This window comes from Rhizobium cauense (assembly GCF_019511525.1).
Taxonomy (GTDB): Bacteria; Pseudomonadota; Alphaproteobacteria; order Rhizobiales; family Rhizobiaceae; genus Rhizobium; species Rhizobium cauense.
Genome location: NZ_JAEUAT010000008.1, coordinates 232590 through 247464 on the forward strand (window position 1 = coordinate 232590; position 14875 = coordinate 247464).

Annotated in this window: 19 protein-coding genes; 12 read left to right on the forward strand and 7 right to left on the reverse strand. The window is 59.5% G+C overall.

The genetic code is table 11. The annotated features are described in order from the left end of the window. Window positions 1–180: 180 nt before the first annotated feature. The 6 genes from JNB88_RS17255 to JNB88_RS17280 all read left to right on the forward strand — a co-directional run bounded on the left by JNB88_RS17255 (window position 181) and on the right by JNB88_RS17280 (window position 4366). Complete coding sequence (locus tag JNB88_RS17255) at window positions 181–474, forward strand: GYD domain-containing protein (RefSeq protein WP_037132881.1); 294 nt, start codon at window positions 181–183, stop codon at window positions 472–474. Between the two features lie 156 nt (window positions 475–630). Then, complete coding sequence (locus JNB88_RS17260; RefSeq protein ID WP_220356498.1) at window positions 631–1794, forward strand: DUF930 domain-containing protein; 1164 nt, start codon at window positions 631–633, stop codon at window positions 1792–1794. Between the two features lie 80 nt (window positions 1795–1874). Beyond that, a complete protein-coding gene (locus JNB88_RS17265; protein ID WP_220356499.1) occupies window positions 1875–2036 on the forward strand; it encodes a hypothetical protein in 162 nt (53 codons plus the stop codon). A gap of 98 nt (window positions 2037–2134) precedes the next feature. Continuing rightward, window positions 2135–2935 carry an AraC family transcriptional regulator gene (locus JNB88_RS17270; protein WP_220356500.1) on the forward strand — a complete coding sequence of 267 codons (801 nt, stop codon included), beginning with the start codon at window positions 2135–2137 and terminating at the stop codon, window positions 2933–2935. 68 nt (window positions 2936–3003) lie between these two features. Continuing rightward, window positions 3004–3939 (forward strand): DMT family transporter, encoded by a 936-nt coding sequence (locus JNB88_RS17275; protein ID WP_220356501.1) that lies wholly within the window; start codon window positions 3004–3006, stop codon window positions 3937–3939. Between the two features lie 46 nt (window positions 3940–3985). After that, entirely contained in the window at window positions 3986–4366 is a 381-nt protein-coding gene (locus tag JNB88_RS17280; protein ID WP_220356502.1) for a DUF427 domain-containing protein, read from the forward strand. 186 nt (window positions 4367–4552) lie between these two features. Here the strand turns inward: JNB88_RS17280 and JNB88_RS17285 are convergent, their stop codons facing one another. Next, window positions 4553–5581, reverse strand: a complete 1029-nt coding sequence (locus JNB88_RS17285) for a porin (protein WP_220356503.1) — start codon at window positions 5579–5581, stop codon at window positions 4553–4555. 499 nt (window positions 5582–6080) lie between these two features. On the opposite strand from JNB88_RS17285, the gene JNB88_RS17290 reads away from it, so the two are divergent. The 5 genes from JNB88_RS17290 to JNB88_RS17310 all read left to right on the forward strand — a co-directional run bounded on the left by JNB88_RS17290 (window position 6081) and on the right by JNB88_RS17310 (window position 9012). Continuing rightward, window positions 6081–7100: a LysR substrate-binding domain-containing protein gene (locus JNB88_RS17290; RefSeq protein ID WP_220356504.1), complete on the forward strand. Its 1020-nt coding sequence runs from the start codon at window positions 6081–6083 to the stop codon at window positions 7098–7100. Between the two features lie 136 nt (window positions 7101–7236). Beyond that, window positions 7237–7590 carry a DUF1428 domain-containing protein gene (locus tag JNB88_RS17295; RefSeq protein WP_220356505.1) on the forward strand — a complete coding sequence of 118 codons (354 nt, stop codon included), beginning with the start codon at window positions 7237–7239 and terminating at the stop codon, window positions 7588–7590. Between the two features lie 78 nt (window positions 7591–7668). Beyond that, entirely contained in the window at window positions 7669–8091 is a 423-nt protein-coding gene (locus tag JNB88_RS17300) for a secondary thiamine-phosphate synthase enzyme YjbQ (RefSeq protein ID WP_220356506.1), read from the forward strand. Between the two features lie 102 nt (window positions 8092–8193). Continuing rightward, window positions 8194–8496, forward strand: coding sequence for a hypothetical protein (locus tag JNB88_RS17305; protein WP_220356507.1), 303 nt, complete (start codon window positions 8194–8196; stop codon window positions 8494–8496). Window positions 8497–8661: 165 nt separating this feature from the next. Next, window positions 8662–9012, forward strand: a complete 351-nt coding sequence (locus JNB88_RS17310) for a hypothetical protein (RefSeq protein ID WP_220356508.1) — start codon at window positions 8662–8664, stop codon at window positions 9010–9012. Between the two features lie 75 nt (window positions 9013–9087). Here JNB88_RS17310 and JNB88_RS17315 read toward each other — a convergent pair whose 3' ends face one another. The 3 genes from JNB88_RS17315 to JNB88_RS17325 all read right to left on the reverse strand — a co-directional run bounded on the left by JNB88_RS17315 (window position 9088) and on the right by JNB88_RS17325 (window position 10985). Continuing rightward, window positions 9088–10068: a DMT family transporter gene (locus tag JNB88_RS17315; protein ID WP_220356509.1), complete on the reverse strand. Its 981-nt coding sequence runs from the start codon at window positions 10066–10068 to the stop codon at window positions 9088–9090. Between the two features lie 102 nt (window positions 10069–10170). Continuing rightward, entirely contained in the window at window positions 10171–10662 is a 492-nt protein-coding gene (locus JNB88_RS17320; RefSeq protein ID WP_220356510.1) for an NUDIX hydrolase, read from the reverse strand. Between the two features lie 62 nt (window positions 10663–10724). Then, window positions 10725–10985, reverse strand: a complete 261-nt coding sequence (locus JNB88_RS17325; RefSeq protein ID WP_037132903.1) for a hypothetical protein — start codon at window positions 10983–10985, stop codon at window positions 10725–10727. Window positions 10986–11364: 379 nt separating this feature from the next. Between JNB88_RS17325 and JNB88_RS17330 the strand changes: the two genes are divergently transcribed. After that, window positions 11365–11853 (forward strand): GAF domain-containing protein, encoded by a 489-nt coding sequence (locus JNB88_RS17330; RefSeq protein ID WP_220356511.1) that lies wholly within the window; start codon window positions 11365–11367, stop codon window positions 11851–11853. An 83-nt stretch (window positions 11854–11936) separates the two neighbouring features. Here the strand turns inward: JNB88_RS17330 and cydX are convergent, their stop codons facing one another. Genes cydX through JNB88_RS17345 form a run of 3 tightly spaced genes read right to left on the reverse strand, consistent with a single transcriptional unit; the run spans window position 11937 to window position 14801 of the window. After that, window positions 11937–12047, reverse strand: a complete 111-nt coding sequence (gene cydX / locus JNB88_RS17335) for a cytochrome bd-I oxidase subunit CydX (RefSeq protein WP_007790147.1) — start codon at window positions 12045–12047, stop codon at window positions 11937–11939. Window positions 12048–12059: 12 nt separating this feature from the next. Next, window positions 12060–13214 (reverse strand): cytochrome d ubiquinol oxidase subunit II, encoded by a 1155-nt coding sequence (cydB, locus tag JNB88_RS17340; RefSeq protein ID WP_220356512.1) that lies wholly within the window; start codon window positions 13212–13214, stop codon window positions 12060–12062. A gap of 6 nt (window positions 13215–13220) precedes the next feature. After that, window positions 13221–14801, reverse strand: coding sequence for a cytochrome ubiquinol oxidase subunit I (locus JNB88_RS17345; RefSeq protein WP_037132909.1), 1581 nt, complete (start codon window positions 14799–14801; stop codon window positions 13221–13223). Window positions 14802–14875: the final 74 nt, after the last annotated feature.

A 14875-nucleotide genomic window follows, 5' to 3' on the forward strand; every position in this document is an offset into this window, starting at 1 on the left:
TTCTAGAGCCGGGCCCTGTGCCCGGCTTTTGCTTTGCGTACCTGCAAGCATGCCGTTTCTTGTTGTCGAATGGTGACAGGAGTAAGGTGCGTTTACGGGGGAAAGGGACCGACCACGGCGCATGCGCGAAGGTCGCCATTGCCTGTTGTGTGGGCCAAGCCCTCCGGTGGGAGGTGTGCAATGACCACTTACATCGTGCTTATCAACTGGACGGATCAAGGCATTCGCAACGTTCGCGACTCGGCAAAGCGTCTCGACGCGGCAAAGAAGCTGCTTGGTGATATGGGCGGTTCGTTTCACCAGTTCTTTCTTACCTTGGGCGATCACGACATGGTTGCAGTCTGTGATGCGCCCGATGATGCCGTGATGGCGCGCTTCGGTCTGTCGCTGGGGATGGCGGGGAACGTACGCACCAAGACGTTGAAGGCGTTCCCGGAGGCGGCCTATCGCGAGATCATCGGCTCGCTCGGATAACGCTGAGGGCTGCGCTCCCAGGCGTCCGCTAAAAATGTGGATCATGTACTCCACCAGACGGTTGCATCTGTCTGGTGCGGGCTTTTTTGTTTTATGGCTTGATGATGCCTTCTTGAAAGGCCACATCGGTAGGGTGGTGTAGGGCATCGTTCAGGCATGCAGCAGGTTTCGGCAAAGAAGTGGGGAGTGTTCGGCTGGGGCATCTTTGCCTCCGCGCTGCTGCATCTTGCCGTCGTTGCCTTCTTTCTCGTGAAGCTGCCTGTGCCGGCTCCTCAGCCGGAGGAAGAGACCGTCAGTGTCGACCTCGTGCCGCCACCGGAGGAAAAAAAGCCCGAGGAGAAGCCGCCGGAAGTGAAAGTGCCGGAAGAGCGGAAGCCTGAAGAGAAGAAGGCAGAGGAAAAGCCGGCCGAGAAGCCGCCGGAACCGCCGAAGGAAGAAAAGGCCGAGCAACCGCCGCCACCGCCACCGCCTCCTCAGGAAGAGGCGAAGGCTCCTGAAGAGAAGCCGGCGGAAAAGCCGCCCGAAGCGGCTGCGGAAGATGTTCAATCCAAGCAGCAGCAAGGCAAGCCGCAGTCGCTGCCGACACTGCGTCCGGTTGTCGAGTTCGGCGACAAGGATACGGGACCGGAGAAATCTACCGAGGGCGATGCATCGGTCGCTGGTGTGAAATCAGATACGCAAGAGCCTGCGACAGAGCCCGAACCGGCACCACAGGAGGACGAGGCGAAGCCAGAAGAAACGGCAGAAGCCGCCAAAGGCCCCGCAAGCGAGGAGCCACCCGCCAATCCGGTTCCTGAAGATGTCGAACTCCCGCAGGTTGACCTAGCGGATAGCCATGCCGAGAAAAACGGCCCTGCGACGGGCACCGAAAGCGAAGCCAAAACCAGCTTCGAGCAAGGAAAGCCGCCTGCTGGAGCAAAACCTGATGCGAAGGCGACTGCCAAGGCCGGCAAGCCAATTGAGTTGAAAGAGGCAAAGACGCTGTTCTCGCAAAAAATGACCAACGACCCGGTTGCCAGGACTGCAATGGGGGACATGCCTCGCGGTTCTCGTGTGGCGGAACTGTGCAGCACGGAGCTTCGCCAGCAGCTGGTACACGGGTCTCCGTCATATCGGCCGGAGATCCTGCCATCCTACACACTCTCGAGAGGTACGGTCCTTCAGGCAAGCAACGCGTTCCGGGCGTCCGGCCGATGGTATGATGTCACCTTCCGTTGCGAAGTGGATGAGGGAGCGATGAAAGTTGAATCGTTCAGTTTTGCTGTCGGCAATCCTGTTCCGAGAAGCGAATGGGCGAGCCGCCGTTTTCCGATGGACTAGCGGACACCAGTTCGGCACAAGAAAGTCGGTGTAACCCTTTCCCATCGCCACATGCCGATGGCGCGTGAAAGGACAATGAGATGTCGAACGAGTTCGAGCGCTTCTTCGAATTGCAGGATGAAGCAACCAAGGTGGCCTTTATCGAGCACCGCGGAGACGAGCTCACCGATATCCTTGTTGCGGCCTTGAGCGATGTCTTTTCGATCCTCGCCGACGACGATTTTCACGAAACGGTCCATTGAGCGGCCGAACGGAACAACACTGACGCTGTCTCATGCATTCGCGTTGTTTTCGGTCGGGTGGGCTGGCACTATGCGCCGTCACCTTCGGAAATCCGCTTATGGCCCGCAGTCAATTTCGTATGTTCAGGTCGGCCATTGCCGGCGTCGAGGCAGTGGCTGCGAACAGCAGCCAGAGTTTCGCTCGCCACACGCACGAGCAGTTCGGTATCGGACTGGTCTCGTCCGGTGCGCAGAAATCCCTGAGCGGACGAGGGATGGTCGAGGCTGGCACTGGCGATATCATCACAGTCAATCCAAACGAAGTGCATGACGGCACGCCGATCGGCGAGGGGAGATCCTGGCGGATCCTCTATTTCGATCCTGATGTGATCGCTGCCAAAGTCTCCGATATCACCGAGGGACGGCGATCGGCTGTTGAGATCCCGCATCCGGTATTGCAGGACCGATCGGTCGCGGCGCACTTCGAGGCCGCTTTTGCGCTCGTCACCAGCGCGGGCGAGGAGCGGCTGCAGCACGAGGAGGCACTTTTCGAGCTGATTGCGCGTGTCGTTGTGGAGACCGCATCCACCGATTGGAGGGCCGTTCCGAAGGCCATCCGGACGGCGCAGGAGATGATCGATTGCGATCCGACTGCCGCAATCTCGCTGTCCGATCTTGCATGTGCAAGCGGGCTCAGCCGGTTTCAGGTGTTGCGGGGATTTGCCAAGTCGATCGGAATGACGCCTCACGCCTATCTGGTACAGAGCCGGATTCATCTTGCACGGCGTCTGATCGCCCGTGGCGCGCCTTTGGCAGAGGCTGCTTTCGCCAGCGGTTTCGCCGACCAGAGCCATATGACACGTGTGTTTGTAAAAAAGTATGGTGTCTCTCCGCGCACCTATTCTGATGCGGTCGCCTGAGCCCGCTGCAATTTCGTACAAGACCTCTGGGCTGTGTTCGCCTTTCCTCCGTGGAAAAGGAGAAGGCGATGCAGCGACATATTCAAGGCTATCTCTACCTGACATTGGCGATGATCACCGTTGGCAGCACGGTGATCGCAAGCCGGATCATTGCGTCGGGCATGCCGCCCTTCGGCGCGACGGCCCTGCGCTTCGCCGTGGCCTTCCTGTTCTTCGTGCTCTTGATGCACATCAGCCGGCTGCGATTGCCGAGTCTGCCGTTGCGCGATTGGCTCATCCTCGTTGTTCAGGCCGGTGCGGGCAGCGTCGGCTACACTACCTTGCTGATTTCGGGCCTGAGAACGACGACGGCGGCTGACGCTGGCGTGATCATCGGCACGTTGCCCATCGTCGCCGGGGCATTTTCCGTCGCCATTCTGGGCGAAAGGCCGGCCGCCTCGATGGTGTTCGCAATTGCGCTGGCGGCGAGCGGTGTCCTCTTCATCACGCTTTCGCCCGAAGCCGGGAGCGGGTCGTTGCTTGGCAATGCTCTCGTGTTTGGAGCGGTCGTTTGCGAAAGCCTGTTCATCCTCTTGAACAAGAACCTCACCACGCGAATCCCGGCGCTGACCCAGTCTACGTTGATGACAGGAATAGGCTTCGTCGTTTCTGCTGTTGTTGCCCTCATGGTAGAGGGCATACCGGGAACGGTTGCCTTGGGCGCGATTTCGGCCGTCTTCTACTACGCGCTTGTCCCGACCGTTGCAGGTTTCATCCTGTGGTATGCCGGGGCGGAACTGGTGAGCGGGGTCGAGGCGTCGCTCTTCACGGCCGTCGCGCCGGTCTCCGCCTTGCTGATGGCGTTCGCAATACTCGGCGAACCGTTGTCGTTCCACCAGATCGCTGGTGTCGCGTGCGTTCTGACAGCTGTTCTGGGGCTTGGACTGTTTCAACGGCCGAAACCGGTTGCGTGTCAAGCGATGAACGCCGATCCAGCTTCAGATCGGTCAAGCGATGCAAATTGACGTTCTGGTCCCCATATATCTGGCTTATCGGCGAAAGGAGCTGCCAATGTCTTCTCCGGCAATCAAGATACCCGGTCCAGACCATCCAATCACCATCACGCCCAATCCACGGCGCGTTGTGGTGAAATACAGCGGGCAAGTGATTGCTGACAGCCGGAACGCGCTGACGCTCAAGGAAGCGTCCTATCCACCGGTGCAGTATGTGCCACGCGCTGATGTCGACATGGCGCTTCTTAGCCGAAGCGAACACCATACCTATTGTCCCTATAAGGGCGAGGCTTCGTATTTCAACATCGTTTTGGCTGACGAGCATTCCGCGAACGCGATCTGGACCTACGAGAATCCGCATGCGGCGGTTCCTGAGATCAAGGAGTATCTCGCCTTCTATCCGGATCGGGTCGACTCTATCGACGAACTGCCGGACTAGGTGCCCGCTGGATTCAGGAGCGAGATCCTGCCGAGGTGGGGCGTGTCGATATGCCTAGGGAGGAAAAGCAAGGATGGTCCGGCAGGGAAACCGGACCAATCCCCGTAACTGATCGGAGGTCAATCGGATCAGAAAACGCAATACTTGGTGGTGCCCCAGGGTTGATCCGGGGCACCAGTTGTCAAATTAGAACGCGCGCTGCAGGCGGAAGAAGCCCTTGGTCACTTCTTCGGCGTCGTCCGGATCGGTGTAGTCAACCGTTGCCTTGGCATAGAGGTTGTCTACGATCTGGTAGTCGACGGTGATGCCGACCTTCCAAGCGTCACCGAGGCCGTCAAACGAGTGCGGAATCGCGCCGTTATCCGTGTCCGTAGCGTAGTTTCCGAAGTACTGAGCCATCGGGGTAACCGTCCACTTGTCGGTTGCCTTGATCGCGTATTCTGCAGCAACGGTCCATTCCGACTGAGCGTAGTAGGAGTTCGGACCAGACGCATAGACGCCTGCCAGGCCGAGCGTGCCCGGGCCGATGTCGGCGAACAGCATGCCGCGGATAGCGCCTTCTTCGTTGTCGGTGTCGTAGCCGCCGATAACCTGGTAGCTGATTGCGCCAGCCTTGCCGCCGATACCGAAGGCAACGCCGACGTTGTTCGGGCGCTCGCCGTTCTTGTAGTAGCCGTCTTCCAGCTCGTCTACGCTGATGCCGGCGTAGAAGTCGCCGTTTTCATACTGGTAGCGAATGGAGTTGTGCAGCGTTTCAAAGCTGGAGAGAACGTCCGGCTCGCCTGAAAGATCGTCATCCCACCAGCTGTAGAACAGACCAGCGCGGAAACCGGCAACGTCGATATATGCCGAGTCCAGCGTGGTTTCGGTCGAGGTGTTGTCGCCGTTGTTACGGAAAACGATCACGCCGGTGAGCGGGCCGTATTCAGTGTCGCTCTTGGCGGTGAACTGAACCTGAGCGCGTGTACGGGCGTTCCAGTCCGACGTGCCCTTCTGATCAGGGCCACCGTATACTTCAAAACGCAGGTAACCGCTGACCTTGAGGCAGGTTTCAGTGCCCGGAATGTAGAAGTAACCTGTGCCGTACGCGTCGCAGACGCGGACGTATTCAACCGGCTCGGGTTCTGCTGCGACGATTGCATCAGCAGCGAAGACCGGCGAGGAGGCAGCAGCAAACGCTGCGGCGGAGGTCAGCAATGCCATCCGTATATTCATTTGAAATCCATTTCCTTTTCGATTGAACCGCCACCAGGGGAGATGGGGCAGTTCCGTAATTTGCCTTTCGGCTGGCGGATCAGCGAACCGCTGGCGCCTTCATTTCATCCTTGATTAAATCTATCAATTCTCCCGGCAACAAAATCCCCGTTTGTGACAATTCTTCGAGGTGAAATGTTGTTTTTATGTAACAATATCAAATACTTGTGAATAATGATGACGCGCTCCGCGGTTGCGCGGAGCGTCTCGATGATCCATGCTGTTTCGGAGGCGCCCAGGAGGGCGTCTGACACCACCGTTGCAATGGCGCCATGAAAATATGTCCCGCAGATAGTCCCGCGAGAGACCGGATTGAAGAGCACTGTTTGGAACGCAGTGTTCCAGATTTGGAACGAAATCTTGCCGGGAATGGTTGGCATCGCCTTGGGAGAGGCGTAAGCGATGCCTGCTGGCCCGCATATGCTCGCGTCCGTATATGCTTACTGAAAGAGGTACCCCGATGCTGAACGCAGAGGGTGTTTTGCAAGATCTGAACGATTTCGTCTATTTTGCCGCAGTCGTTCGTCACAATGGCTTTTCCGCTGCCGGGCGTGTGCTGAACATGCCGAAATCAAAGCTCAGCCGACATATCACAGCGCTCGAGACGAGGCTTGGTGTCAGGCTGCTGGAGCGAACGGTCAATCGTTTCCGAGTGACGGAAATCGGGCGCGCCTTTTACAGCCACTGCGAAAACATGCTGCATGAGGCGGAGCGGGCAGCCAACGCCATCAACGACGCGACCGGCGAACCGCAGGGCCAAATTCGGATAAGCGTGCCCCATGGCTTGCTGGACGGCCCGCTGAGCACGATGATTCCGGAATTCCTGACGCGTTACCCGAAGGTGCAGCTGCAGATACTCACCACGGATCGACGGGTCGATATTATCAACGAGCGGCTCGATCTTGCTGTTCGCGCGCAGCTGACCGAGGAGACCGATTCGGAGTTGACGATGCGTGTGCTCAGCAAGGTTGACCTTATCCTTGTCGCCAATCAGAAGGTTGCCGGTTTATTGCCCTCAGTCGAGGGCGTGGAAAGCCTCGTCGGCGCTCCGACCGTATCCTTTGCCGGGCCGCTGACGGAGTGGCAGGATTCGGATGTCTGGGAGTTCACCGGGCCGGATGGAACACGATACCGGCACCAACACAAGCCGCGCATGAGCTGCCGCAGCGTCTCCGCCGTCCTCGAGGCAATATATGCAGGCGTCGGCGTCGGGCTTCTTCCTGATCATATCTGTGGAGAGGGGATTCGCGACGGCAGGCTCGTGCGTCTTCTTCCCGACCACCAGATGTCCCAGGCAACGATCTATCTCGTTTTCACCGCTTCAAGGGGATTGCCGACGGCAGTTCGGGCGCTCGTCGATTTTCTGGTTGAGCAGTTCCGGACGATGCGTGTCACGACGCAGTGCCAGGAGGCCGATGCGGAACTGCGATCAAAGGATCGCAACCCCTCTATCAAGCTCGCCGGCGTTCAATCGGCTTAGGCTTCGCCCGATTGAAAGTTGGCCGCGGTTCCCTTGCCTATCGGCAGCCTCGCCTAATGTTAAATGAAGGTGAGGTGTCGGCCCAGTCCACCTCCATTCGTCCTTGGGACGCGAAACAACGCAAGGGAGATTAAACATGTCCTATGTCGATGGGTTTGTCGTGGCCGTGCCGCAGAAGAATATCGAGGCCTACAAGGCCTTTTCCGCCACCACCGGCGCGGTTTGGAAGTCTTATGGTGCCATGGAATATGTGGAGTGCATTGCCGATGATGTGCCTTATGGAGAGCTGACGTCGTTTCCGCGCGCGGTGCAGGCGACTGACGATGAAGTCGTGGTGTTCTCCTGGGTTGTCTACGGTTCGCGCCAGGAGCGAGACGACATCATGGCCAAGGTAATGGCGGATTCACGCCTGCAGGGCGATGAGTGGAAGTCGATCTTTGACGGCAAACGGATGATTTTTGGTGGTTTCGTGCCATTTCTCCAGCTCTAGGCTGCGGGAGAGGCGGCATTGACATGAGGTCAGTCGAACGGCACGTGTGCAGCAAGACACGCAAGCGGGACCTCGTGCATGCCTCAGAAGATCGTCAGCATTTCCACCACGGGCCAAGGCCTTTACGAATTTACTGCTGAAGTGGCGTCTTTCGTCCGGGCGACTGGCGCGGGCGAGGGCCTGCTGACGGTGTTCGTGCGCCACACATCATGTTCGCTCCTTATTCAGGAGAACGCGGACCCGGACGTCCGCACGGACCTCAACGCGTTCTTCCGCCGACTGGTGCCCCCGGCTTCCGATGCTTCGATGCGCTGGATCGTTCATACGACCGAGGGGCCGGATGACATGCCTGCTCACATCAAGGCTGCGCTGACGCAGGTTTCCATCGGCATTCCTGTCGTCGGGGGGCGGCTGGCGCTCGGTACGTGGCAGGGAATCTACCTGTTCGAGCATCGTGACCGGCCGCATCGGCGTGAGGTCGTGCTGCATCTCGGCGGCTGAACTGGAACTGAACGAGCGGTTCGAAGATCATTCATTTTCAGATGGTTATGGTCACGTCAATCCCTGACGGGAGATGCAGTAAATCGTTTGGAGAGTAGCATCATGAGCCATTTCGTTGCCAAGATCTCGTTTGCCGCCCTTATCGCGTTGGCCTCAATTCCGCTTACCGCGCCCACGGCCTCTGCGTCGGATTGGCGACATGGACCGGCTGCGAATGCCCCATACCGTCCCGTCCAGGGCTGCTCGCCTGTGCAGGCTGTTCAGAAGGCACGCTGGACCGGCCTGCGCGCTGCGCGCGTCACCAATGTTACGCCGCGCCGCATCGTCGTTTCCGGACGCAACTATCGCGGCTGGGACCAGATTGCTTTCGCCAATGTTCGTGGTTGCCCGCTGATTCGCCGCTAATCGGTACAGTCCACAATGGTGCCGCGAGCTTGCCTTGGCGACGCCATTTTCAGCCTGCTTTGTGCGAATCGCATATGAATGCGCAGATCCGGGAAGGCAGGACCTGACCGGCAAGGGAATATCGAATGGGGGTCGGCTCCGCCGCACCCTGATGGAGAACTTTCAATGATGCAATTTCTGGCCAAGGCGGGATTTGCGACGCTGCTCGCTGCCGGCACTGTCGTCGGGGCAGTTGCACCCGCTTCCGCTCAGGTAGACGTTTATATCGGTTCGGGGCGCCCGCCACCGCCTCCCGGCTATTACCGCCCACCACCGCCGGACTATGGTCGTCCGCCGCCGCGCCCACGTGGCTGTGACCCGCGGCTTGCCGAGGACATCGCGCGCGATTACGGCTTCCGTCGAGCACGCGTTGTCGACGTCACGCCCCGCCGGGTGATTGTCGAAGGCTGGACGCGCCGTGGTGCGGATGAAATCAGCTTCGGCAACGTTCGAGGCTGCCCGGTCCTGCGTCGCTGACTTTTGCGACTTGGCCGGACTCTGAAATAAAGAACCGCCTCTGCCATCGGCCGAGGCGGTTTCTTTTTGTCGTCATCACGGAATGACGTGCGAGCCTGTTTGCGCTTGCTGCCCTACATCGCCGCCCTCGTCGGCCGCAGTTGCAAGCGGTGCCTGGTTGTCTGTCGAGACGACGGCCCGCGGCAGTGGCGTGCCACGCTTCCGTTCACGAGCGAGAGTCAGCAGGCCGGAACAGATGATGAGAACGATCCCTGCGGCCATTGGAAGGTCGATGGTGTCGTCGAAGATCAGATAGCCGAAAGCGATTGCCCATAGCATCTGGCTGTACTGGGGAGGGGCGACCAGATTTGCCGGGGCGAGGCGGGCCGCCGTCATCAGCAGCACGTTGCCGGCCGCGCCAAGCAGACCGTAGCTCGCGATGAACAGCCACTGACGCGGGGTTGGAACGACCATCTCAGAAAGCATCAGGATGCCGCTGACGGCAAGCGTCCCGAGCAGCGCGGCGCCATAAAGCGAGAGGCGCTTCTCGGCCGGTCCCATCTTTCGCATGATGACGATTGAGATTGCCGCTGCCAGGCCCCCGATCGCAGCGGCAAGATGGCCGGAAGACAGTTCGCGGAAGCCCGGACGCAGGACGACCAGAACACCGATGAAGCCGACGATAACTGCAGCCCAGCGCTGCCACCTCACGTCTTCCCCGAGAAAGATGACCGATAGGATGGTCACGAATGACGGGAGCAGGAACAGCAAGCAGAAGGCTTCCGCCATCGGCAGTTTGGTGAATGTAATGATCGAGGCGATTGCACCTACCGCGCCACAGACGAATCTGGCCAGCCAAAGGCTGCGGTTCGTACTCCTGACGATATCGAGCCAGGAATCATCCTTGCCCCTGATGAAAGGCAGTGCGGCACAGCCGAACAGCGCGCCGATGAAGGCGATCTGATAGGCGGGAACGCTGCCGTGCAGGATTTTGATCGACGCGTCGCTGAAGGCAAAAACGGCATAGGCGCCAAACGCGACGAGGACACCGCGCAGCGGCGAGATAGGGGCTGTCATGATCGAGAATCGTCCGGAGGAGTGTTTCCGAAGTTTTACGGACCGTCACCGACAAAGCGAGCGCCGATTGCGAATAGCTGCCATGCACAATCGCAGGCATCGTCACGCATCAGCTTGCACGGCCTCCAGGGGAGTCTGCGATCTGCGCCGAAGAAAATCCACGAGCAGGGGGTGCTGGCCTTTCAGGATCTTGCGCTCAGCCTCCGCCAACGTGAACCATTCGGCTCGATCCACCTCGGGAAACTCGACGAGCACGCCGGAACGCGGCGGCCACTCCATCTGAAAGCGATTGCTGGCAGTTGCGGCCAGGTCGATATCGGCCTCGACCGCCCAGGCAACAACGATCTTGCCGCCGGGTTGCTTATATTCCCCGAGATGATGGAAGCTGCCTTCGACCTCGAAGCCCAGCTCTTCGCGCGCTTCACGCCGGGCCGCGTCGAGTTCATCTTCGCCCTCATCGACAAGCCCCTTCGGAATCGACCAGGCGCCGATATCCTTTTTTGCCCAATAAGGTCCTCCTGGATGGACCAGGAGAACTTCGTAGCCGCCATCGTGGAGGCGATAGATCAGCAGGCCTGCACTTCGTTTCGCCATATCGACTGCATCCTTCTGCTCAAGCGGAGGTTCCGGGCGCTGGCAGCGCCCGGAACCGTTCTTTAATTCGGCGTCTGGCGGAGGGCTGCGCCGTAGTCGCGATAAACGCTCAGGCAGTCGGTATAGCTAAGTGAACCGTTGTCGCCATAAATGACATGGGCGCTGGATGCGCTGGTTGACGCTTCCTCCGACACGAAGAGGATCGCCTCGCCAAGTGATTTTCCGGTGATCGGCGCTTCGCTGCCGTCGTCCTGCATGATGCCTTCAATAATTGCCGCAATCTGGCGGTGGCTAAAGACCGCCCGTCTGTCTTCCGGTGTCATTGTCCTTACCTCTGCTTGAAATCAATGGAACTATCTGCCTAGCCGAAGCGGTTTCATGACCTTTGCGCAGCCTCCGATCGAGATAGCTGCTCCGCTCATCGGAATGCCCTAACAATGAGGGGCGGCAGGCATTTTCTGTGCCGTCGCCCGATATCGCCGTGCGCGCAGACCGCAGCTGCCGGCCGATTTCGCTCGCGATCAGCAATAGGTCGCGACAATCCACTACATAGAGTCGGATCAGCGACGGACAAGATCGTTGGCAACAACTATCACTGAGTGGTGACAGCCATGATGTCTTGCTCATTGCGATTGCGTTTGGCAATCGGGACGAGCGTGACTATATCAATCCGCCTGACGCCAACAGAAGCGACGACCGAAAATGTTTCAAGCCGCTACCATCAACGCCACTAACAAGACCGATTTCTACAGGGAGCTTTGCCAGCAGCTGAACGGCCTGCTGCATGGTGAACGTGATACGATCGCCAATGCAGCGAATACGTCGGCTCTTATCTTCCAAGCGCTGCCGGATCTGAACTGGGCAGGCTTCTACTTTTTGAAGTCGGACAGCGAGCTGGTTCTCGGGCCGTTTCAGGGCAAGACGGCGTGTGTTCGCATTGCTGTCGGAAAAGGTGTTTGCGGAACTGCCGTCGAGAAGGGCGCTTCTATCCTGGTTGAGGATGTGCATGCCTTTCCCGGGCATATCGCCTGTGACGCAGCGTCGCGCTCGGAGCTTGTCGTGCCGCTTCATCACGACGGCAAAATTCTTGGGGTCATCGATCTCGACAGCCCGACGCCGTCTCGTTTCGACGCCGAGGATCAGGCTGGTGTCGAGGCGCTGGCCCGAATTTTTGTCGAGGCCAGCTACTGAGCCTATGCATCTGTACCGCATAACGCAAAGGGGACACGCCTGAGAGGGCGTGTCCCCTTGTTTTGTCCGGTAAGAGCTAAGCGCTACTGCTTTCGCTTCTTTGCTTCGTCGTCCATCAGCTCATACCACATGGCATTGAGGACGGCGAAGGCGGCGGCCAGAGGCAGGCCGAGGATCCATGCGAAATACCACATCGTCTTTCTCCTTCAGTAGGCGTGGCCGCTCTTGTCAGTGACAGTCTTCTCGTCGACCTTGCCCCAGAGGACTTTGTAGACCCAGGCGGTGTAGGCCAAAATGATCGGCAGGAAGATCACCGTGACGACGAGCATCGTGAACAGAGTGGAATGGCTCGACGATGCATCCCATACCGTCAGACTCGAGTTCGGCTCGAGCGACGAGGGCAGGATGAACGGGAACATCGAGAGGCCGACGGTGGAAATGATGCCGAAGATCGACAGCTTGCTGAAGAGCAGGGCCGCAACCTCCCATTTCGCCCGCAGGGCAACCAAGGCCGCAGCCGCCCCGGCAAAGCCGAGGATCGGTGCAATCAGCATCCATGAGTAGGTGCTGTAGTTGGCGAGCCACGAACCGTCATGTGTTGCCGTCTTGAAGAGCGGGTTCGATGGGCCGGTCGGGTTGATCTCGCTCGTGATGCTGTAACCGCTCACCCCAATTGCGAGGAAGATCCCGCCAAGGGCGAAGAGGACGAGCACGGCGAGCGCGGCAAGGCTGCCGTAGCTTCTTGCTCGTTCGGCGACCGGACCGCTTGCCTTGAGGACCAGCCAGGCGGCGCCGTGGAGAACCAGCATCGCGACGGACAGCAACCCGCAAAGCAGCGCATAGGGGTTCAACAGACCGAAGAACGTTCCTTCGTAGAAGATACGCATATCAGCCGGATCGAAGCGGAAAGGCACACCCTGCAGCACGTTGCCGACGGCGACGCCGAAGATCAGCGACGGTACGAAGCCGCCGATGAACAGCGCAATGTCCCAATTGCTCCGCCAGCGGGCGCTTTCGCGCTTCGAGCGGTACTTGAAGGCGACGGGACGCAGGATGAGCGCCATCAGGATCGCGAACATCGCAAGATAGAAGCCCGAGAACGACACGGCGTAGAGCGGCGGCCACGCGGCGAAGATGGCGCCGCCGCCGAGGATCAGCCAGACCTGGTTTCCTTCCCATACAGGGCCGATCGTATTGATGGCGACACGGCGTTCCGTGTCCGTCTTGGCGACGAAGGGGAGCAGCGTGCCGACGCCGAGGTCGAAGCCGTCGGTCGCCGCGAAGCCGATCAGCAGCACGCCGAGGAGCAGCCACCAGATCAAGCGCAGGATGTCGTAGTCTATGAGTTCGTGCAGGATCATGATGGATCACTCCGCCGCGGGAACGAGGGTTTCGGAAATCAGCTCGGCTTCCGGCTCGTCGTCCGGCGCCGGTCCCTTCTGGATGGCGCGGATCATCAGCGTCATCTCGACGATAATCAGCGCGGTATAAAGGACGGCAAAGCCGATGATTGTCATCAGTACGGTGCTTGCGCCGAGGCTCGACACCGCCATTGCTGTCGGCAGCACGCCTTCGATAACCCATGGCTGGCGTCCGATTTCGGCAACGATCCAGCCGGCTTCGATGGCGATCCATGGAAGCGGGATGGCGAAGACGGCAATCTTAAGCAGGAGAGGGTACTTGTCCAAGTGGCGCCGTGCCGAGAGCCAGAAGAAGGTCGCCGTCAGGACGATGAAGAACATGCCGAGCCCGACCATGATGCGGAACGACCAGAAGAGCGTCGGCACATGCGGAATGGTGTCGCGCGCGGCCTGGGCGATCTGTGCATCGGTTGCCTGGCGGGGATCGTCGACGTAGCGCTTCAGGAGCAGCCCGTAGCCGAGCTGATGCCCGAGGTCTTCGAAGGACGAGCGGATCTGCGGTGCGATACCGTCCGGCGTTGCCGAAGCGCGGATCTGCATCAGCGCGTCGTAGGCCTTGATACCCTCGCGGATGCGGACCTCCGCCTGCTGCTCGAGCTTGTCGATGCCCGGGATCTCGGTAGTCAGCGAGCGCGTGCCGATGAGGCCCATGACCCAGGGAATGTGGACGGCAAAGTGTGTCTCGCGCGCTTCCTGATCGGGGAAGCCGAAGGCGGTGAAGGCGGCGGGCGCCGGTTCCGTCTTCCACATGGCTTCGATCGCGGCGAGCTTCATCTTCTGGTTTTCAGTGGCGAGATAGCCGCTTTCGTCACCGAGGACGACGACCGACAGCGCCGAGGCAAGGCCGAAGGACGCGGCAACCGTCATGGACCGCTTGGCGATCTCGATGTGCCGTCCCTTCAAGAGGTACCAGGCCGAGACGCCGAGCACGAAGATCGACGCGCAGACATAGCCGGCCGAAACCGTGTGGACGAACTTCGCCTGGGCAACCGGGTTGAAAACCACGTCGAAGAAGCTGGTCACCTCCATGCGCATCGTCTGCGGGTTCAGTGCCGAACCGACCGGGTTCTGCATCCAGCCGTTGGCGACGAGGATCCAGAGGGCCGAGAAGTTGGAACCCAGAGCCACACACCATGTCGCCACCAGGTGACCGACCTTGGAAAGCTTGTCCCATCCGAAGAAGAACAGACCGACGAAGGTCGCCTCGAGGAAGAAGGCCATCAGCCCTTCGATGGCCAGAGGCGCGCCGAAGATGTCGCCTACATAATAGCTGTAGTAGCTCCAGTTCATGCCGAACTGGAATTCCATGACGATGCCGGTGGCGACGCCGATGGCGAAATTGATGCCGAAGAGTACGCCCCAGAACTTCGTCATCTGACGCCAGATGTGGCGACCCGTCATGACATAGACGGTTTCCATGATGGCGAGCAGCACGGAGAGCCCGAGCGTCAAAGGCACGAATAAAAAGTGGTAAAGCGCGGTCAGCGCAAATTGGAAGCGCGATAGCGCAACTATGTCTAGTTCCATTGTCTTTCTCCCACGGCCCCACGGGGTATGAAGAGTTTCCGCCAGGCCGGATTGCCGGGCGGTCATGCGGGTTG